The sequence below is a fragment of the Nonomuraea sp. PA05 genome (assembly GCF_008086045.1).
Classification (GTDB): domain Bacteria; phylum Actinomycetota; class Actinomycetes; order Streptosporangiales; family Streptosporangiaceae; genus Nonomuraea; species Nonomuraea monospora.
The window spans coordinates 64101-83336 of sequence record NZ_VSEY01000007.1 but is presented as its reverse complement, the minus strand read 5'-3'; the positions used below and the strand labels follow the sequence as shown (position 1 = coordinate 83336).

Genomic DNA, 19236 nt, shown 5'->3' with positions numbered 1-19236 from the left:
GGTTGCTCAGTGCTGGTCGAGCATCCGGTGCGCGCGGGAGATCAGGGTGGGCACGGCCGCGCCGATGCGGTCGAACCCCTCTCCCACGGTCTTACCCTGACGGAAGCGGGCGTGGATACCCTCCACGATGACGGCCAGCTTGAAGTTGCCGAAGGCCACGTAGAACCCGAGGTCCGAGATGTCCCGTCCGGACACCTTGGTGTAGTGGGCGGCGAACTCCGCGGCGTTCATGAACCCGGGCGCCACCGTCACGTCGCCCGCCACCGGGATGCGCGCGCGTTCCTCGTCCCCGCGATCGTGCCAGTACGTCAGCGTCAGCCCGAGGTCGGCCAGCGGGTCGCCGAGCGTGGACATCTCCCAGTCGACCACGGCCGCGATCTCCAGGTCGCCGGTCCGCAGCAGCGTGTTGTCCAGCCGGTAGTCGCCGTGCACCAGCGTGCCGGTCGCCTCGGCGGGCAGCCGCTCCCGCAGCCGCGCCACGAGCCGGTCGTAGTCGGGCAGGTCGGCGGTCTTCGACCGCTCCCACTGCTGGCACCACCGGTCGAGCTGCCTGGCCATGTACCCCTCCGGCCGCCCGAAGTCGCCCAGCCCCACCTCGCGGTAGTCGACGGCGTGGATGCCTGCCAGCACCTCGGCCAGCCGCTCCGACAGGCGCCGCGTCTGCTCGGGCGTCCGGTCGCCGAGCTGCTCCCGGCTCCGTACGGCCTCCCCCTCGACGTACCCCATGAGGTAGAACGGCGCGCCGATCACGTCCTCGTCGGCGCAGAACGCGACCGGCTCGGGCACCGGCACGGGCGTGGGCGCGAGCGCCGAGATGACCCGCCACTCGCGCCGCATGTCGTGCGCGGTGGGCAACACGTGGCCGAGGGGCGGCCGGCGCAGCACGAGCGAGCGTTCCCTGCCCTCGACCAGGTAGGTGAGGTTCGACCGTCCGCCGGAGATCAGCGAGACGGACAGGGGCTCGCCGGCGTCGGGCGCGTTCCGGCCCATCCAGGCGACCAGCTGGGGGTGGTCGATGCCAGGTACGGTCATGGTCACACATTAGAACGTCACTCGGTCCTGAAGACATACTGGGAGTTGTGTAACGTTCCGGAGCTGCGGCTATGGCATCCGGCGAGATCCTTTAATGTGGCAGTACACCCTGGCCCTCAGCTTGCCCAGAGAGTGTGTGCTGACAGTAGGAGCCCATGCACGTCACCCTTGCCCACCCCCGTGAACTGGGCGAATCCGAAGTGAGCCGCTGGCGCGCCCTGCAGGAGGCGGACACCGCCTTCGACAATCCCTTCTTGTCCCCAGAATTCACCCTCGCGGTGGGCGAACTCCGTGATGTCGTACGTGTCGCCGTCATCCACGACGGTCCGGAGATCGTGGGGTTCTTCCCGTTCGAGCGACATCCCCTCGGCATCGGCAAGCCGGTCGCCGCCGGGCTGACCGACGCGCAGGGGCTCGTGCACGTCAAGGACGCCCAGATCCACCCGCTGTGGCTGCTGAAGGAGTGCGGGCTGGCGGTGTACGAGTTCGACCACCTCGTCTCCGGGCAGCCGCTGCTGCTCGCCCGCCACGAGCGTCACCCGTCGCCGATCATCGACCTTCGCGACGGCTGGGACAACTACACCGCGTCACTGCTCAAGAACTCCGGCAAGACGTACAAGAGCACCCTGGCCAAGTCGCGCAAGCTGCAGCGCGACGCGGGCCCGCTGCGGCACGACTACGCCACCACCGACCTGGAGCCCCTGCGCACGCTGCTGGGCTGGAAGACCGACCAGTACCGCCGCACCGGCCGCGCCGACCGGTTCTCGCACCCGTGGATCGTGGAGCTGGTCGAGCGGCTGCTGGCCACCCAGTCCGACAGCTTCGCCGGGGTGCTCGACATGGTGTACGTGGACGACCGGCCGATGGCCGGGCACTTCGGGCTGCGTACGCGCACGACCCTGGCCGGCTGGTTCCCCGCCTACGACACCCACTTCGCCAAGTACTCCCCCGGCCTCATCCACCACCTGGCGATGGCCGAGCGCGCCGCCGGGGCCGGCATCGAGGTCGTCGACATGGGGCGCGGGCAGAAGGAGTACAAGGACAAGCTGAAGAACGGCGAACTGCAGGTGGCCGAGGGCCGCGTGGCGAGGATCGGGCCCGCCGCCGGCGTCCACTGGATGATGCGGGTGCCGGTGCGCAAGACGCGCGCCACCGTGATGGCCAATCCGCTCCTGCTCAAAACAGCGGACAAAACCTTGAAAACCTACGGAAGACTGCGTACCGTCCTACAACGGTGAAACACATCGCAGAGCGTACAGGCCGTCACTGTCTGTCGCTACCGTCCAACCGGCTGGGGCTCTATCTGGCCTTACGCCATTGGTGCCTGCCCGGGCAGCGGCTGCTGATGTCCCCCGTCTCCGCCGACGAGATCCTCTTCCTCGTGCTGGCGGCCGGGCTGCGCCCGGTCATCGCGCCGCTGTCCCCGCGCGACGGCAACATCGACGTCGCCCGCGTGGACCTCGACACGGTGGACGCGGTCCTCACCACCAACCTGTACGGCCTGCCCGACGACGCCCCCGCCTTCGCCGGCAAGATCCTCATCGAGGACGTGGCGCACGCCATGGAGAGCGACCTCGGCGGCCGGCCGCTCGGCACGTTCGGGCACGCGTCGGTCTTCAGCCTGTCCAAGCACCCGAGCGCGGGCTCCGGCGGCGTGCTCGCCGTCGAGGACGAGTCCGACCTGCTCGCCCTGACCCGCGCCCGCGACGAGCTGCTGACCCGCGGCTCCCTGCGCGCCGACGTGTGGAGCGTGGCCACCTCCATGGCCCGCCAGGCGGCGCTCAAGCTCGACCTGGTACGCCCCGCGCTCAAGCTCCAGCGCCGCCTCGGCATGCAGGAGGTCCGCGAGGGCCACCGCATCGCGGTGCGCGCCGAGGAGCTGAAGCTGGCGCTCAAGCAGGTGCCCGCGCTGCCGCCCTTCGACGCCTGGGTGCGCGCCGACCTGCACCACTACCGGGCCCGCCGGGGCCGGCTGGTCCGCTGGTACCAGGAGCGGCGCGTGGCCGGGGTGCCGCGCGACCGGGCGCGCCGGCTGTCCGGCGTGCAGCGGCTGGCCGAGCTGCCGACGGTGGCGCCCGCCGTGCTCGACGACCTGACCCGGCCGCTGTTCCGGGTGCCGCTGCTGGTCCGCGACAGGGACGCGGCCATCGAGGAGCTGGAGCGGAACGGGGTCTCCACGGGGTACCTGTACGACCCCGCCTACGACGACTACGCCCCCGGCTTCACCGAGCACGCCGCCGACCCTGCCCCGGCCCGCTGGTGGGCCGCGCACGTGCTGCCGGTCGACCCGATGTACACCGCCCGCTCGCTGCCCGTCCTGCGACGGCTGGAGCCCCCGGCCGCCGGGCCACCCGGGTAGCCCTACCGCCGGGCCTCGCGGATGAGGTCGGCGACGATCTCGCAGCCCCGGCGGACGTCGGGCAGCGAGGCGGAGCCGTACCCGATCACCAGGCCGTGCAACTGGGCGGGGCCGTGGTGGTGGCGCTCGGTCGAGTCGAGCAGCACCCCGCGCTCCCTGGCCCGCTCGATCACACCCGGCACCAGCACCCCGGGCAGCTCGGCCAGCACGTGCAGCCCGGCCGTGTCGCCGCGCAGGCGGCAGGCGGGGCCGAGCAGCTCGACGACGGCGGCGCGGCGGCGCGCGTACTCCAGGCGCATCCTGCGCAGGTGCCGGTCGAGGTCTCCGCGCTCCAGCAGGGTGGCCACGGCCTGCTGGACGGGCCCGCTGGTGCGGTCGGCCACCTCCCAGCGCAGGCCGGCGATCCTGCTCACCAGCTCCGGCTCGCCGACCAGCCAGCCCACGCCCACGTCCGGGGCGAGGATCTTGGACAGCGTGCCGAGCAGCACCACCCGGGACGGGTCGAGGCCGTAGAGCGCGGGCAGCGGGGCGACGTCGTAGCGGAACTCGGCGTCGTAGTCGTCCTCCACGATCGTCGCGCCGGTGGCGCGCGCCCAGGCCAGCAGCCGCTCCCTGCGCGGGATCGGCAGCCGGCCGCCCAGCGGGAACTGGTGGGCGGGCGTGGTGTAGAGGACGCGCAGGTCGCCGGGCAGGCCGTCCACGATCACGCCGTCCTCGTCCACCGGGCACGGCACCACCTCGGCGCCCCTGGCCTTGAACACCGTGCGCGCCACCCGGTAGCCCGGATCCTCCACCCCCGCCCTGGCCCCGGGGCCGAGCAGGGCCATCGCGCACAGGTCGAGGCCGTTGCCGGTGCCGCGGGTGACCAGGATGTTCTCCGGGCCGACGGCCATGCCTCTGGCGCGCCTGAGGTGGTCGGCGAGCAGCTCGCGCAGGCGCGGCAGGCCGTGGCTGTCGGGCTCGTCGCCGGGCGGCAGGTCGGCGGCCCTGCGCCAGGCGCGCTTCCACGCCGCCTCGTCGTAGTCGCGCACCCAGGGGGAGCCGCTGGTGAGGTTGATCAGGCCGGCCGGGGGCGGCGGCGCGGGCACGTACGCGCTCTCCTCGGGCGGCCTCGGCGGGTGCTCCATGGCGGCCACGAACGTGCCGGAGCCGTGCCGCCCGTCCAGCCAGCCCTCGGCGTAGAGCTGCTGGTACGCCTCCGTCACCACCGTCCTGCTGACACCGAGCTGGGCGGCCAGGGCCCGGGTGGACGGCAGCCGCTCGCCGGAGGCCATCGTGCCGTCCAGCATGGCGCCGCGCAGCCAGCCGACGAGCTGCGTGGTGAGGGGCTCGGCCGAGTCACGGGAGAGGGAGACCGGCAGGTCAACATGGGAACGCATGAAAGTGGTCTCTTGAAAGGTGCTGGTAGTGGCCCTACAGGATAGGTCCACTTCGTCGTTACCGTCGAATCATGCTCTCCACCACACCGCGCACCACACTGGGCCGCTCGAAGGAACGCGGCAGCACTGACAGGGACGACCTGTACGAGGTGCTCGACACCGGCCTGATCTGCCACCTGGGCGTGGTCGTGGACGGCCACCCCATGGTCGTGCCCACCGGTTACGGCCGCGTCGGCGACACCCTCTACCTGCACGGCTCCACCGGCGCCCGCTCGCTGCGCACCGGCACCGGCACCGGCACCGACGTGTGCGTCACGGTCACCCACCTGGACGGCCTCGTGCTGGCCCGCTCGATCTTCCACCACTCCGTCAACTACCGCTCGGCGATGATCTACGGCACGGCCCGCCTGGTGACGGACGACGACGAGCGGGAGCAGGGGCTGCGCGCCCTGGCCGAGCAGCTCGCGCCCGGCCAGTGGGACTACGTGCGCCGGCCCTCGCGCAAGGAACTGGCCGCGACCGCCGTGCTGGCGCTGTCGCTGGAGGAGGCGTCGGTCAAGATCAGGCGCGGCGGGCCGGTGGACGAGGAGGAGGACTACGACCTTCCGGTGTGGGCCGGCGTGCTGCCCCTGGTCACGTCATGGGGAGCGCCCGAACCCGATTCGGTACTCCCAGAAGGTATCGAGGCACCCGTTCACATCCTCCATCGGGAGTAGTTCCATAAATCCGGGCCACCTGGAAAACCTGAGCTCTTGATCGCACGTCTCATCAGGTGGGCCGGCTCCTGATGGGAGAGGCAAAATGGAGTGGAGCGCTCCCGGTTATACAGAGATAAGGCAGCTCGGGACGGGCGCCAGCGGACGCGTCGTGCTCGCCGTGCACGACGAGACCCGCGTCCAGGTCGCGATCAAGTACCTGTCCGGCGAACTGCTGCGGGATCCCTCCGCCCTGGCCAGGTTCCAGTCGGAGGCCCGGCTGCTGACCACGCTGCGCGACCCCCACATCGCCACGATGTGGGAGTACATCCAGGACGACGGCGGCGCCGCCATCGTGATGGAGCTGGTCAACGGCGTCTCCCTGCGCGCACTGTTACGCGAGAGCGGGACGACCGAGCCGGAGGCCGCGCTCGTCGTGCTGAAGGGCTCGCTCCTGGGCCTGGCCAGGGCGCACGCCATGGGCCTCGTGCACAAGGACTACAAACCCGAGAACGTGCTCGTCCGGGACGACGGCGCCAGCAAGCTCGTCGACTTCGGCATCGCGGTACGCCAGGGCACCGCCGCCCAGCCCGAGGGCACGCCCGCGTACATGGCGCCGGAGCTGTGGGAGGGCCGCCCCGCCTCGCCCGCGACCGACGTGTACGCGGCCACCGCCGTCTTCTTCGAGTGCCTCACCGGGCACCGGCCGTACCGGTCCAGCGAGCCCAGCGTCCTGGGGTACCAGCACGTGCACGCGCCGGTGCCCTTCCACGACGCGCCCGAGCCCGTCCGTGACCTGATCAGGCGCGGGCTGGCCAAGGAGCCGGCGGGGCGGCCCGACGGGGCGCTGACGTTCGTGACGGAACTGGAGACCGTGGCCGCGGCCGCGTACGGGGAGGACTGGGAGGAGCGGGGCAGGCGGCGGCTGGCCGCGCTCGTGGGCCTGCTGGCCCTGCTGTGGCCCATGCCCCTGGCCGCGCCGCCCGAGACTGCGACGTCGCTGGCCACAACCGTGTTCGACCGCGTGCGCGGGAGGGTCGGCCGGAGCACGCGGCGCATCGCGCAGACGAACGGGCGGCGGCTGGCGATGGGCGGCGCGGTGAGCGCCGTCGCGGCCGCGGCGGTGGTGGCCGTGCTGGTCAACCGGCAGCCGCCCGAGCAGCCGGTCGGGGCGGCGCTGGCCGTGCCGCCGAGCCGGATCGCCACTGCGCCCGTGGCGTGGCCGCCGAGCACGGAGGCGTCCACTTCGCCGGAAACGCCGGAATCAGCGCCTGAGACTGGGCCTGAAACTGGGCCTGAGACGCCGCCTGGGATCACGCCGCAGGTGGTGCCGCAGACGTCGCCGGAGGCGGACCCGCCCGAGCCGGATCCGTCCGACGAGGACCCCGCTGAGCAGGATCCGCCCGAGGAGGACCCCGCCGAGGAGGATCCGCCTGTCGTGACGAACGGGCCCACCACCACCGCGCCCACCACCCCTTCCACCACCCCTCCCACCACCCCGGCCACGACTCCGCCCACCACCCCGGCCACAACGCCTCCGACCACGCCGACCACTACTCCTCCCACGACCCCGACCACGACGCCTCCCACCACCGAGGAGCCGCCCCCGGACACCTCGGTGCTCGGCGTGACCGTGGGTGAGATCACGATCGGCGAGAACGGCGTCGCCACCAGCACGATCGGCCTGCGCACCAGCGGCACCGGCGCCGTCACCGCCATCGCCACCTGGTCGGCGCCCGGCGAGGACGGCCGCACCGAGCGCGTGAACCTCAACGGCGCCAGCACCTACACCCAGCGCCTGACCTGGTCGCTGGGCGAGCGCACGTGCGGCAAGACGGTCACTCTGACCGTCACCACCCTCCCCGCCCCCACGGGCGGCCCGCGCTCGGCGTCCGTGACCCTCCCGGCCTGCCCGACCAAGGTGACCGCGCTGAACGTCACGCTCAACCTGCCCGCCGCCCCCGCCCGCGCCGCCGCCGCGCGGGTGCGGGTCACCGCGAGCGGCACCGGCGAGATCCCGGTCACCGCCCGGTTCGCGGTCAACGGCGACCCGGTCGCCACCCGGTCGGCGACGCTGTCGGGGCGCACCTCGTACAGCGAGACGTTCAGGCACGTCTTCCGCACCCGTCCCTGCGGCTCGACACTGTCGGTGCAGGTCAGCGCGGGCGACAGGACCGACACGGCGCGCGTCTCGGTGCCCTGCCCGCCGCGCGTGCGGCAGGTCTCGATCGGCGAGGTCGGCACCAAGGGCGGGCTGAGCGCGCCGGTCAGCGTCACGGCGGGCAGCACCCAGCCGGTACGGCTCACGGTCAGGTTCAGGGCCGGCGAGTCCACGCACACCCGGACGGTCACCCTGTCGGGCGACACCTCCTACAGCCGGACCTTCGCCTACGAGGTGCGGCTGCCCTGCGGCACGAGCTGGTCGGTGACGGCCGCCACGACGCCCGCGGCGGCCAACGGCACGGCCACCCGCAGCGGCAGCACGCCGAAGTGCCCCGAGGAAGAGCCCACGAAGGAACCGACCAAGGAACCGACCAAGGAGCCCACGAACGAACCCACGAAGGAGCCCACGGGGGAAGCGACCAAGGAGCCGAACCCCGACTCCCCCGGCACCATTGAGTGATATTTATCCAGTTGTCGTATATCGGTAGCGGGAAAGCGGTTCCCTCTGGTTAAGCTACGGACCGTTTGATGAGGGTGGGGGCCCACAGAACTCCAGAGGAGTCCGTTATGTACGGTGATGGGCCATGGGGGGTCCCCGGCTACACCGAGGTGCGTGAGCTCGGCTCAGGCGCGGCCGGTCGGGTGGTCCTGGCCACGCGTGACTACGACGGCGCTGAAGTCGCCATCAAGTACCTCAGCGACGAGCTGAGATCCGACGTCGGGTTCGTCGCGAGGTTCCGGCACGAGGCCCGCTTATTGGCCACGCTGCAGAGCCAGTACCACGCCCGGCTGATCGACTACGTCGAGGCGGGGCAGGGCGCGGCCATCGTCATGGAGCTGGTCAACGGCGTGTCGCTGCGCGAGCTCCTCAGGTCCGAGGGGCCCACAGGCGCCGAGGCGGCGCTCACCGTGCTCAAGGGCTCGCTGCTCGGCCTGGCCTCCGCGCACGCGATCGGTGTCGTGCACCGCGACTTCAAGCCCGAGAACGTCATGGTGCGCGGCGACGGCACCAGCAAGCTCGTGGACTTCGGCATCGCCGTCCGGGCCGGTGAGGAGGCCGGCGCAGCGGGCACGCCGCCGTACATGGCGCCCGAGCAGTGGGCGGGCGCGCCGGCCGGTCCCTCGACCGACGTGTACGCGGCCACCGTCGTGTTCTTCGAGTGCCTGACCGGCATGCGGCCCTTCCGCGCGCCCAACATGGCGGCGCTGGCCCGCCAGCACCAGAGCGCGCCGCCGCCGGTGGAGGAGGTGCCGGGGCCGCTGCAGGGGCTGGTCGAGCGCGGCCTGGCCAAGGACCCGGCCGAGCGCCCGCCGTCGGCGGAGGCGTTCCTGACGGAGCTGGAGGCCGTGGCGGCCGAGGCGTACGGACCCGACTGGGAGGAGCGCGGGCGACGCCGCCTGGCCGCCCTGGCGGGCCTGCTCGTGCTGCTCTTCCCCAGCGCGCTGGACGAGCCCGCCGAGACGCAGACCTCGCTCGCCGAGACCCGCTTCGCCGAGCCGACGCGGCTGCTGAGCAAACTACCCGCCAAGATCGCCATCGGCGCGGTGGGCGCAGGCGTGCTGATCGCCGCGGCGGTGGTCATCCTCACCTCCGGGTCGGCCGAGCCGGTGCTCCAGGCGGGGACCAGCACGGTCACGCCCACCACCGCGGAGGCGGCCACACCGGAGCCGGCGGAGACCGTCCCCGAGGAGACCGCCGAGCCGACCCTCGACGAGACCACTCCCGACCCCACCCCGACGGACTCGGCCACCGCCGCGCCGCCGGTCGTCCAGCCGACCGCGACCAAGCCCGTCAAGCCCACCAAGACGGCCACCCCCACCCCGGTGAAGACGCCGCCCAAGACGAAGAAGCCCACCCCGGCGCCCACTCCCACGCCGACCCCCGACCCGCAGATGAGCGGCGAGGTGGAGGACAGCGTGCCCGCCACCGCCGCCCCCACCTCGGCGAGCCCGACCGCCGCCCCGACCCAGCCTCCGGCGACCGCCACGACCCGCCCCGCGCCTTCGGAGACCCCCAGGGAGACTCCCACGGGCGACGACAACGGGGAGCCCGGGGGCGGCGGTGAGGAGCCCACGGTCACGCCCGAGGAGCCGCGCAGGGAGTCCGCCGCCGCACTGCTGGCGCTCGCCCTGGTGACTACGGGCGCACTACCGGTCACACTTGCGGTGAGGCGCCGGATGGCGGGACGCCACAGAAGGAAGCGCTAGACGCGGCCGGGGGGCAACGGCGATGGACAACCCTGGAAACGGTATCGCCGGGTTCCGGCTCACCGAGCACACGTGGATGACCGAGCTCGGCAACTGGATCGACGCCATCTCACCTGACGGGCGCAGGGCGGGGGCCCTGCTGTTCGATCCCAAGCTCATCGGGCTGCCCGGCGTGCGCGACCGCGTCGTCCAGGCGGTCATGACCGATCAGCGGCTGGTGCTGGCCGGGCTCACCGGGCTGATCCCGGTGGCCGACGTGGTCGCGGCGGGCGACCAGGTCTGGCTGCTCACCGCGCAGGCGGTCTCCCCCACCTTGGCCGACCTGCTCGCCGTCGCGCCCATCGATCCGAACGGCGCGGCGTCCGTGCTGGTGGAGACCGCCCAGACGCTGCTCGCGCTGCACGCCGCCAGGACCACGCACGGCTCGGTGCACCCCGGCACGGTGGTGATCACGGCGGAAGGCGTCTCGCTGCTGTCGGAGCGCGGCCTGTACGACGCCATCCGCGCCCAGGTGTCGCCGCGCGAGCGCGACGCGGCCGGTTGGGCCTCGCTGGCCCGCGGGCTGGCCGCCGCCGTCGGGCGCGGCGCTCCCGAGCCCGCCGAGCTGTTCGAACGCGCCGCGGCCACCGCACAGACGCTGGGCCTGGGCACCGCGCGTGACCTGCTGGTCAACGAGCGGGGACGGTTGCCGGGGGGCCGGATCAGCCGGGACGGCCTGGCCAGGGCGGCGCGCGGGCGGTCGGCGTTCGCGCAGGCTCCGTCGTACGCGCGGCCTCCGGTCCGGACGCCGCAGGACGAGGGGGACATCGTCACGCTCCTGCGCGTGCCTGGACAGTCGGCAGGACCACTGCCGGCAGGCGCGGCGGGCGGCTTCGGCGGGGCGGGCGGGTCTGTCACTTCGGGTGTTCCGGGTGTCGGCACTCAGCCGCAGGGGCCGTCGGGTCCGGTCCAGTTCGGGCCCGGCGTGAGCACGCAGCCGCAGGGAGGCGAGACGCCCGCCCAGCGGATCTGGCGGGAGGGCCGCGGCGAGGCGGCCACCGTGCACCGCCCCGGCGGCCGGGCGGCCAAGGCGTCGCGAGCGAGACGCCGCCGGACGGTCCTGGCCACGGCCGTCTTCGCGGTGATCATGGCGGGCGCGACCCTGGCCTGGTTCACGCTGGGCAACACCCCGGACCTGGCGGTGAAGTCGATCAATGTGGTGGCGCCGAAGAAGACGCAGGGCTGCGACAGCGCCGTCATGATCACCGCCACCGTCGTCACGAACGGCGCCCCCGGGGAGATCACCTATGAATGGCGTAAGAATCTGGACAAGGAAGTCGTCAAGGGAACCCTGCGCACCAAGGCCGACCAGACGTCGTACACGGTGCCGCTGAGGTGGACGTTGAGCGGCAAGAGCAGCGTCAAGGCCACCGCGACACTGCGGGTTCTCACCCCTGGACCGGTGATCACGGACAAGGCGAGCTTCACGTACAAGTGTTGATCACTCGCCCGCCGATGCATCTCGCCCATGCATCTCAAAGCGGTTCTTACTAATCTGGCGAACATGACCACGCAGACCCCCGCGGGCTGGTACCCGGACCCCTACGGAGAGCCCCAGCTCCGCTGGTGGGACGGCAACCAGTGGACGGACGCCACCCATGCGCAGGAGCAGGGTCCGGCGCAGCCGCAGCCGTCCTCCGGGCCCCAGCCCCAGCCCCCGTCGCAGCCGCACTCCCAGCCGCACTCCCAGCCGCAGGCTCAGCCCCAGTTCGGGTCCCAGCCGCCGTCGCAGCCGCAGTCGCAGCCGGGTCCCGGCTGGTCCGTGACGCCGGCGAACCCCACGGCACAGTTCGGCCAGCCGACCTACGGGCAGGGAGCCTACGGCGCGCCCACCGCCCCCACCCAGCAGCAACAGCAGCCGCAGTGGGGCGGCGCGCCGCTGCCAGGCCCCGGCTTCGGGCCCCCGCCCAAGCAGAGCAACCCGCTACCCTGGGTGTTCGGCGGGCTGGCGGCGCTGCTGGTGATCGCGTTGATCGTGGTCGCCGGGATCTTCTTCATCAACAGCGGCGACAGGGACAACACGGCGCAGCCCAGGCAGACCGACACGTTCGAGCCGCAGCAGCCGCCCACGAACGAGCCGCCCACCCAGCAGCAGCCGCTGCCCAGCCAGGGCGCCGAGTTCCCGCAGCCGGTCGACGGGGTCGTCACCGACCCGCGCGCCGGCGTCTCCTTCCAGGTGCCGGACGACTGGGACGTCGCCGCCCCCGCCGACGTCAACAGCGGCAACCCCACGGACCAGCAGTTCAGCGCCGGAGTGAAGGCCGTCTCGCACGAGAACTACGAGGGCGACGGAGACTGGATCGGCAACGTCTACACGGGCGTGCTGAACGAGCTCTATCCGTACACCGGCGTCTCGGGCATGGGCGACACGGCCAAGGCCGTCTTCGTGCACTTCTCCACGCAGTACTACCAGCTCGCGCACGAGAGCAAGGTCGTGGCCGACAAGGCCATGAAGATCGGCGACCGTGACGCGTACGTGCTGCAGTTCGAGCTGGACTTCACGAAGATCTCGGAGGAGAACGGCTACAAGTGGAAGAAGGAGAACGGGGCCATCGTGCTGATGGACCGCGGCGAGGGCCAGAGCCCGGCGATCATCTACGTGTCGGTTCCCGACAATCTCGGCACCGACGTGGTGAGCAAGGTTCTCAGCTCGCTCAAGCCCGCCTGACCGGTGGCACTAGGCTGGTGGTGTAACAAGCGGGCGGATTGCTCCGAGCCGCTGGGCGAGGAGATCGTATGAGTGACTTGCTGGTCTGGATCGACTGCGAGATGACCGGGCTCGACCTGAGCCGAGACGCGCTCGTCGAGGTGGCGTGCGTCATCACCGACAGCGAGCTCAATCAGCTGGACGAGGGCGTCGACGTGGTCATCAAGCCGCCGCCCGAGTCGCTGGAGCAGATGTCGCAGGTCGTACGCGAGATGCACACCGCCTCGGGGCTGCTGCCCGAGCTGGCGGGCGGCGTGACGCTGTCCGAGGCGGAGTCGCTCGTGCTCGACTACATCCGCCGCCACGTGCCCGAGCCGAAGAAGGCCCCGCTGTGCGGCAACTCGATCGGCACCGACCGCACGTTCATCGCGCGCGACATGCCCGGGGTGGATGCGTATTTGCACTATCGGATGGTGGACGTCTCGTCCATCAAGGAGCTGGTACGCCGCTGGTATCCACGGGTCTACTTCGCCGCACCCGAGAAGCAGGGCGGACACCGTGCTCTGGCGGACATCACGGAGAGCATCAGGGAGCTGCGGTACTACCGCGCGGCCATCTTCGTCGGCCAGCCCGGGCCCGACTCATCCACGGCGAGAGCCCTGGCTGAGCGCGTCAGCGGTTAATCGAGTGGCGTAAAGACTCCCGAATCCCGCTACACTTTTCCTGTGCCGCCACACAGCGGGCGGCCGTGGTGGGTGTAGCTCAGTTGGCAGAGCGCCAGGTTGTGGTCCTGGATGTCGAGGGTTCAAGTCCCTTCACTCACCCCACGGCGAACGGCCGGTCCTTGAGGACCGGCCGTTCGCGTTTTCTTCTGGTTCTTCTGGGCAACGACCCCAAATCATGACAATGCGGGTTATGCTCGCTGTCTAACGCTAACGCCGGCAGCACGGGGGCCATCGGCGATCTTGACCGTCTGCGCGCCCCCGGAGGCCGGATGAGAGTCGACGACGCAGCTTTCGATAGCGTGTTCACGTCCTTGAGCAAGCGAGAAGCCGAGGTCATGGATCTGATCGCCACCGGTCAGTCCAACGGGCAGATCGCGCAGCGGCTGTTTCTCAGCGAGAAGACCGTCAAGAACCACGTCAACCGGATCTATGCCAAGCTCGGCGTGGACTCCAGGGTCACGGCCATCGGGCTGTGGCGGTCGCGGCGGCAGTAGCGATCGGTGGCGGCTCTCACCGGGCCTTGAGGCGGGTCGAGGGCCGCACAGGGTGATCGCGCCGTGCAACGGCACCCACCCCGCACGCCCCACGCCCACATGCCCGCACGCCTGCACGCCTGCACGCCCGCACGCCCGCACGCCCGCCGCGGCGGCACGCCCGACAACGCCTGCTGGGCAACGCCTGCCCGACGGTGGGTGCCGGACTGCGCACACGCCGTCGGGAACGTCAGTGGCACGTTGGCGCTCGCACGAAGCAGGCGCACAGGCGCGGCCACGACGCGGGGCGCGGGGCCGCGGGGCATGGCCGGCGCACGGACACCCGGCGCACGACGGCGCCGCACGCACAAGGCGGCCCGCGCAGACGGCGGCTCACGCGCGACGTGGACGCCGACGCCACAAGGCGTGGGGGGGCCGCTTATGGCATCCCGCGCCCGCCAACGGGTTTAAGAGAAGCTGGCGGTGCCATTGACATCCATGAGCCCGTTGAGGGGGAAGGAGAGATCATGGTGCAGAGAGCGCGTGTCGTCGTCGTGGGTGCCGGTTTCGCCGGATTGGCGGCGACACGGGAGCTGGCCGGAAGCGGAGCCCTGGTGACGCTGGTCGACCGCAACCCGTACGCGACCTTCCAGCCCCTCCTCTACCAGGTGGCCACAGCCGGCATGGGTACGGCGGACGTGTCCTACCCCACCAGGACGTACGCGGCGAAGTGGCCGAATGTGCGGGCGCGCCGGGCGGCGTTGAGCAAGATCGTGCCGGAGGAGCGGCGGGTGGAGCTCGACGACGGCGGCTCGCTCGACTACGACTACCTCGTGCTCGGCACCGGCGTGACCACCAACTGGCTGAACGTGCCGGGCGCCAGGGAGAACGCGTTGCCGATCTACTCGCTGGCCGACGCGGCGATCCTGCGGCGGCGGCTGCAGCACTACCTGGAGGACACCGCGGCGGGCCGGCGCGAGAGCACGCACGTCGTGGTGGTCGGGGCCGGGGCGACGGGTGTGGAGATGGCGGGCACGCTGGCCGAGTTGCGGCGCAACACGTTGCCGCTGACGCATCCCGAGGTGCGGCCGGACCAGACGAGCGTGACGCTGGTGGAGCGCTTCGAGTACGTGCTGGCGCCGTACAAGCCGCGGTTGCGGGACTCGGCGGCGAAGGCGCTGCGCAAGCGCGGCGTACGGCTGCGGCTGGGCGCGACCGTCTCCGGGGTGGAGCCGGACGCGGTGCTGCTGGAGGACGGGACGCGGCTGGACAGCGACGTGACCGTGTGGGCGCTGGGCGTCACGGCGCCGCCCGAGGCCGGTGCGTGGGGGCTGGAGCAGGGCAAGGGCGGCCGGATCACGGTGACGGAGGCGTTGAACGTCCCGGGGCGCCCCGAGATCTTCGTGATCGGCGACCTGGCCGGGCCGCCGCATCCGCTGCCGCAGCTCGCGCAGCCGGCGATCCAGATGGGCAAGCACGTGGGCAGGCAGATCGCCGCGATGGCCAAGGGCGGGCAGGCGAAGCCGTTCTCGTACCGGGATCCCGGGATCATGGCGACGGTCGGGAAGGCGGAGGCGGTGCTGCAGTTGGAGAACGGGCTGACGATGCGCGGGCTGCCCGCCTGGCTGGTGTGGATCTTCATCCACGTGGCGTACCTGCTGGGCGGGCGCAACCGGCTCAGCGTGCTGCTCAACTTCTTCTGGCGGTACGCCGGCCCGCACCGCAGCAGGGCCAGCGTCACCCAGTGATCTACAGGGCCGCCGACAGCGCGGCCAGGCCGTGGTCGATGTCGGGCTCGGGGATGTTCAGCGCGGGGCGCAGGCGTACGGACCTGGGGCCGCAGGGCAGCACCAGCACGCCGTGCTCCTCGCGCAGCCGGGTCACCAGGGAGTCTCTGGCGGCCTGGTCGGGCAGGTCGAAGGCGCACATCATGCCGCGGCCCCGCACGTTCGACATCGCCCGCGGGTGCTCGGCCTCCAGCTTCGACAGTCGTTCGAGCAGCACGTTGCCCACGGTGGCGGCGCGGTTGATCAGGCCGTCGCGTTCGATGATCTCCAGGATGCCGCGGCTGCGCACCATGTCCACCAGGCCGCCGCCCCACGTGGAGTTGATCCGGCCGCTCCGCTGGAACACGTTGTCGGGCACCTGGTCCACCCTGCGCCCCGCCATGATCCCGCCGACCTGCACCTTCTTCGCGAACGCCACCACGTCGGGCTCCAGCCCCAACTGCTGGTACGCCCACGGCGTGCCGGTCGTTCCGCCGCCGGTCTGCACCTCGTCGAGGACGAACAGCGCGTCGTTCTGGTGGCACAGGTGCTGCATGGCCTGGAGGAACTCGGGCCGCATGTGGTTGTCGCCGCCCTCGCCCTGGATGGGCTCGGCGATGAAGCAGGCGATGTCGTACGGGTGCCGCTCGAACGCCGCCCGCGCCTGCGCCAGCGCCCGCTCCTCGGCGGCCTCGACGTCGCCGAAGTGGATGGCGGGCACGTCGATGCGCGGCCAGTCGAACATGGGGAAGCGGTCGGTCTTGCCCGGCTCGGTGTTGGTGAGGCTGAGCGTGTAGCCGCTGCGGCCGTGGAAGGCCTTGGTCAGGTGCAGGACCTTGGTGCCCAGGTCGCGGGAGCGGCCCGCGGCCTCGTTGTGGCGGCTCTTCCAGTCGAAGGCGGTCTTGAGCGCGTTCTCGACGGCGAGTGCGCCGCCCTCGACGAAGAACAGGTGCGGCAGGCCGGGGTCGCCGAGCACGCGGGCGAAGGTGTCGACGAAGTCGGCCAAGTGCTCGGTGTAGATGTCGGGGTTGGCCGGCTTGTTGCGGGCCACCTGGCCGAGCAGCCGGACGTGGTCGGGGTCGAAGGGCGGGTTCACGCCGAGGGGGGCGGAGGCGAAGAAGGTGTAGAAGTCCAGGTAGCGGCGGCCGTCGCGGGCGTCGACCAGCCAGGAGCCGTGGCTGAGCTCCAGGTCGAGCACGAGCCGGTAACCGTCGACGAGCAGGTGGCGGGCAAGGCGGGTGTGTACGTCCATGGCACCTCCACGATGGGGCGGAGCCTGTCATTCCTCTTGAGGAACACAGCTATATATACAAAATTTACGGCACGTCAGCCCTTGGCGTGAAGTTCTTAACGCGCAGAGACAGCGCAATCATGGCGATTCCGTACAGGATCGCGAAGACGCCGATCAGCCAGACGAGGCTGAGCATGCCCGCGCCCGGCCAGATGAGCAGCAGCACACCGAAGATCACCGACAGCGCGCCGCCGACGATGAACATCCACTCGTTGTCGATGAGCTTGCGCAGGTGGATCCCGGCCGCGATCTCGGAGACGCCCGTGAAGATCGCCCAGAAGGCCACGACGTAGAGCAGGGCCAGCGAGGTGATGCCCGGCCAGACGAACGCCACGATGCCGGCGAGGATGCCGATGACGCCGGAGACGATCAGCCAGGTCCGCGACCGGACGCCGTGCCGGAACCCGGCGAACAGCGCGAAGACGCCGCTGACGAGGGCGTACGCACCGAAGAAGATCACCAGGACGAGCAGGGTGATGCCCGGCCAGATGAGCGCCAGAATGCCGAAGACGATCGCCGCCAGCCCTCTGACGAGCAGCAGCCACCATGAACGAGAGATTTCCCCCATGCTGGTCTGCTTTCCGGCATCTCACCGAGAACAGACCAGCAGCGGGTCAAATGTCGGTGATCCGCCCGAAAGCGGATCAGCGGCGGGTCACGCGGCGGCGGTCCGCCCGAAAGCGGATCAACGCGGCGGTGATCCGCCCCGGAACAGTTCAGCGGCGGGTCACACGGCGGTGATCCGGACGGCCACTGTGCCGGCGTCGCCCCTGCGGAGCCGGCTGCCCAGCAGCACGAGGCGGCCCATCACGCCGTACTTGCGGCGCAGGAGACCGCGCACGCGCGCGGTCTCCGCAGCATCGAGGATCTCGGCCCTGCCCCTGACCGGCTCAGTCGAGACCTTGCCGCGCACGTCGCAGCCGGCCACTCTGACGTCGGGGTTGTTCCTGATCCGCTTGACCTTGCCGGAGCCCGCCGTGGTCCAGATCGCGACCGCGTCACCGTCCTGGACCACCCAGACGGGGGTGGCGACCGGAGTGCCGTCCTTGCGGTAGGTCGTCACCGAGAGGTACTGCTCTGCGCCGAGGTTCACATCTCCGAGTATGGCAACGCGATCAGGATGCCTTGACGAGGGCGAGGGCGAAGACGCCGCGCGTCACCGCCACCTGGTCCAGCACCACCTGCGCGCCGATCGGCGCCTTCCTGTCGATCGCCATCGTGGTCACGACGTACGTCCTGCCCTGCGCCGTACGTGCCAGGAAGCTCGTGTCGGAGACCCCCGGCTCCGACCCGCCCTTGAACCACACGGCCGGCCACTGCGCCTTGTCCAGCCCGAGGCCGCCGTCGTTGATCGACATGACCTCGCCGATCCGCCGGTCGCCCAGCTTCACCAGCCCCGCGTACGCCCGGCAGATCTCGGCCGGCGAGGCGAACCACTCCACCGTGTCCAGCTCGCGCGGCGCGGTCCACGTCGCGACCTCCGACAGCGGCACCTTCGCCACCACCTTCTCCAGGTAGGCCCGCTGCCCGGCGTCGTTCAGCGACAGGTACCGCTTGGCGTGGCGCGGGTAGTCGACGCCCTTGAGCACGAACAGGTCGCGTGTCGTCAGGAACGGCACGTTGCGCTTGTCGCGCACGCCCCAGGCGCACATCGTGCGCTCGACCGCCTTGCGGCCCACCTTGTGGATCAGCAGGTCGGTGGCCGTGTTGTCGCTGATGGAGATCATCAGCTTGGCGGCCTCCAGCACGGTGACCCGGCTGCCGCCGGGCCGGTTCTGCAGCTCGCCGGACGGCAGGCTCTTGAGCTCCGGCGTGATCGTCAGCTCGGTGTCCCAGCCGAACGCGCCGCTCCTGACGCGCTCGGCCACCGCGCCCAGCACGTACAGCTTCAGCATGGACCCCAGCGGTCCTCGCTCGCCGGCGGCGACGCCGTGCACGGGACGGCACGTGCCGTCCTTGGTCAGCTCGGCGGCCAGGAAGCCGGTGCGCGGGGAGAGCCCGGCGAGCCGCTCGTCCACCTCGCCCCAGGTGCCGGGGGTGGGGGCCGTGAAGCGCAGGCCGGTCATCAGGCCTGCGGCGTCCACGCTGAGGGCGACGTCGAACGCCGACGCGCCGACCAGGACCCTGGCCACCAGACTGCGGTCCTGCGAGGTCCGCACGCTCTCCAGCTTGAGGTCCCGGAACGTGGCCAGGACCTGGTTGAGCTGGGCGGGGGGAATGGCCTTGAGGAAGTCGGCGGCGAAGTGGGCGGCCAGCTCGTCCTCCGCGATGGGCGCGCGCGTGGACGCGTCGAGCAGCCAGGCGAGCTGCCGGCCCGCCGGGGTGCCAGGCACAGCCGTGCTCACGGCCGTGCTGGTGGCCTCGGCTGTGACGGGCTGGCCGGCGCAGGCCGTCATGGCGATCGCCGCCACGGCCGCCGCGAGGATCCGGACGGGCTTCGACGGAGTGTGCATGAGTGA

At 71.4% G+C, this 19236-nt stretch carries 16 protein-coding genes and 1 tRNA gene; 11 read left to right on the top strand and 6 right to left on the bottom strand.

Annotated elements, in window-relative coordinates; genetic code table 11:
- Nucleotides 1-6: 6 nt before the first annotated feature.
- A complete protein-coding gene (locus tag FXF51_RS13010) occupies nt 7-1032 on the bottom strand; it encodes a phosphotransferase family protein (protein ID WP_148434570.1) in 1026 nt (341 codons plus the stop codon).
- A 254-nt stretch (nt 1033-1286) separates the two neighbouring features.
- On the opposite strand from FXF51_RS13010, the gene FXF51_RS13005 reads away from it, so the two are divergent.
- Both FXF51_RS13005 and FXF51_RS13000 read left to right on the top strand, forming a co-directional pair.
- On the top strand, nt 1287-2270 hold the full coding sequence (locus FXF51_RS13005; RefSeq protein WP_262379485.1) for a GNAT family N-acetyltransferase: 984 nt from the start codon (nt 1287-1289) through the stop codon (nt 2268-2270).
- Nucleotides 2267-3391, top strand: a complete 1125-nt coding sequence (locus FXF51_RS13000) for a DegT/DnrJ/EryC1/StrS family aminotransferase (RefSeq protein WP_187414342.1) — start codon at nt 2267-2269, stop codon at nt 3389-3391. The genes FXF51_RS13005 and FXF51_RS13000 overlap by 4 nt, the downstream gene beginning before the upstream one ends.
- 2 nt (nt 3392-3393) lie before the next feature.
- Here FXF51_RS13000 and FXF51_RS12995 read toward each other — a convergent pair whose 3' ends face one another.
- Complete coding sequence (locus FXF51_RS12995) at nt 3394-4770, bottom strand: PLP-dependent aminotransferase family protein (protein WP_148434568.1); 1377 nt, start codon at nt 4768-4770, stop codon at nt 3394-3396.
- Nucleotides 4771-4841: 71 nt separating this feature from the next.
- Between FXF51_RS12995 and FXF51_RS12990 the strand changes: the two genes are divergently transcribed.
- The 9 genes from FXF51_RS12990 (at nt 4842) to FXF51_RS12950 (ending at nt 15468) form a co-directional block, all read left to right on the top strand.
- Nucleotides 4842-5486: a pyridoxamine 5'-phosphate oxidase family protein gene (locus tag FXF51_RS12990; RefSeq protein ID WP_148434567.1), complete on the top strand. Its 645-nt coding sequence runs from the start codon at nt 4842-4844 to the stop codon at nt 5484-5486.
- A gap of 85 nt (nt 5487-5571) precedes the next feature.
- On the top strand, nt 5572-8088 hold the full coding sequence (locus tag FXF51_RS61855; protein ID WP_222871263.1) for a protein kinase domain-containing protein: 2517 nt from the start codon (nt 5572-5574) through the stop codon (nt 8086-8088).
- Nucleotides 8089-8195: 107 nt separating this feature from the next.
- Nucleotides 8196-9836 carry a serine/threonine-protein kinase gene (locus FXF51_RS12980; protein WP_148434566.1) on the top strand — a complete coding sequence of 547 codons (1641 nt, stop codon included), beginning with the start codon at nt 8196-8198 and terminating at the stop codon, nt 9834-9836.
- 22 nt (nt 9837-9858) lie between these two features.
- Nucleotides 9859-11316 (top strand): hypothetical protein, encoded by a 1458-nt coding sequence (locus tag FXF51_RS12975; RefSeq protein ID WP_148434565.1) that lies wholly within the window; start codon nt 9859-9861, stop codon nt 11314-11316.
- 63 nt (nt 11317-11379) lie between these two features.
- Entirely contained in the window at nt 11380-12543 is a 1164-nt protein-coding gene (locus FXF51_RS60750; RefSeq protein ID WP_187414341.1) for a DUF2510 domain-containing protein, read from the top strand.
- Nucleotides 12544-12611: 68 nt separating this feature from the next.
- Entirely contained in the window at nt 12612-13205 is a 594-nt protein-coding gene (gene orn / locus FXF51_RS12965; protein ID WP_148434564.1) for an oligoribonuclease, read from the top strand.
- 68 nt (nt 13206-13273) lie between these two features.
- Nucleotides 13274-13349 (top strand) — tRNA-His (locus tag FXF51_RS12960).
- Between the two features lie 209 nt (nt 13350-13558).
- Nucleotides 13559-13741, top strand: coding sequence for a LuxR C-terminal-related transcriptional regulator (locus tag FXF51_RS12955; RefSeq protein WP_240972793.1), 183 nt, complete (start codon nt 13559-13561; stop codon nt 13739-13741).
- A 506-nt stretch (nt 13742-14247) separates the two neighbouring features.
- Nucleotides 14248-15468 (top strand): NAD(P)/FAD-dependent oxidoreductase, encoded by a 1221-nt coding sequence (locus FXF51_RS12950; RefSeq protein ID WP_148434563.1) that lies wholly within the window; start codon nt 14248-14250, stop codon nt 15466-15468.
- A 1-nt stretch (nt 15469) separates the two neighbouring features.
- Here FXF51_RS12950 and lat read toward each other — a convergent pair whose 3' ends face one another.
- From lat to FXF51_RS12930, 4 genes are all read right to left on the bottom strand, one after another.
- Nucleotides 15470-16738 carry an L-lysine 6-transaminase gene (gene lat, locus FXF51_RS12945; protein ID WP_148434562.1) on the bottom strand — a complete coding sequence of 423 codons (1269 nt, stop codon included), beginning with the start codon at nt 16736-16738 and terminating at the stop codon, nt 15470-15472.
- A gap of 64 nt (nt 16739-16802) precedes the next feature.
- Entirely contained in the window at nt 16803-17345 is a 543-nt protein-coding gene (locus tag FXF51_RS12940) for an HdeD family acid-resistance protein (RefSeq protein WP_148434561.1), read from the bottom strand.
- A gap of 159 nt (nt 17346-17504) precedes the next feature.
- On the bottom strand, nt 17505-17870 hold the full coding sequence (locus FXF51_RS12935) for a PPOX class F420-dependent oxidoreductase (protein WP_262379481.1): 366 nt from the start codon (nt 17868-17870) through the stop codon (nt 17505-17507).
- Nucleotides 17871-17892: 22 nt separating this feature from the next.
- Nucleotides 17893-19230 (bottom strand): serine hydrolase, encoded by a 1338-nt coding sequence (locus FXF51_RS12930; RefSeq protein ID WP_148434559.1) that lies wholly within the window; start codon nt 19228-19230, stop codon nt 17893-17895.
- Between the last annotated feature and the right edge of the window lie 6 nt (nt 19231-19236).

Excerpts from the sequence above, each read along its gene's own strand:
- lat (WP_148434562.1), bottom strand. The coding sequence starts at position 16,738 with ATGGACGTACACACCCGCCTTGCCCGCCACCTGCTCGTCGACGGTTAC.
- FXF51_RS12930 (WP_148434559.1), bottom strand. The coding sequence starts at position 19,230 with ATGCACACTCCGTCGAAGCCCGTCCGGATCCTCGCGGCGGCCGTGGCG.
- FXF51_RS12975 (WP_148434565.1), top strand. The coding sequence starts at position 9,859 with ATGGACAACCCTGGAAACGGTATCGCCGGGTTCCGGCTCACCGAGCAC.
- FXF51_RS60750 (WP_187414341.1), top strand. The coding sequence starts at position 11,380 with ATGACCACGCAGACCCCCGCGGGCTGGTACCCGGACCCCTACGGAGAG.
- FXF51_RS12990 (WP_148434567.1), top strand. The coding sequence starts at position 4,842 with ATGCTCTCCACCACACCGCGCACCACACTGGGCCGCTCGAAGGAACGC.
- FXF51_RS12940 (WP_148434561.1), bottom strand. The coding sequence starts at position 17,345 with ATGGGGGAAATCTCTCGTTCATGGTGGCTGCTGCTCGTCAGAGGGCTG.
- FXF51_RS13010 (WP_148434570.1), bottom strand. The coding sequence starts at position 1,032 with ATGACCGTACCTGGCATCGACCACCCCCAGCTGGTCGCCTGGATGGGC.
- FXF51_RS12995 (WP_148434568.1), bottom strand. The coding sequence starts at position 4,770 with ATGCGTTCCCATGTTGACCTGCCGGTCTCCCTCTCCCGTGACTCGGCC.
- FXF51_RS12980 (WP_148434566.1), top strand. The coding sequence starts at position 8,196 with ATGTACGGTGATGGGCCATGGGGGGTCCCCGGCTACACCGAGGTGCGT.
- FXF51_RS61855 (WP_222871263.1), top strand. The coding sequence starts at position 5,572 with ATGGAGTGGAGCGCTCCCGGTTATACAGAGATAAGGCAGCTCGGGACG.
- orn (WP_148434564.1), top strand. The coding sequence starts at position 12,612 with ATGAGTGACTTGCTGGTCTGGATCGACTGCGAGATGACCGGGCTCGAC.
- FXF51_RS12950 (WP_148434563.1), top strand. The coding sequence starts at position 14,248 with ATGGTGCAGAGAGCGCGTGTCGTCGTCGTGGGTGCCGGTTTCGCCGGA.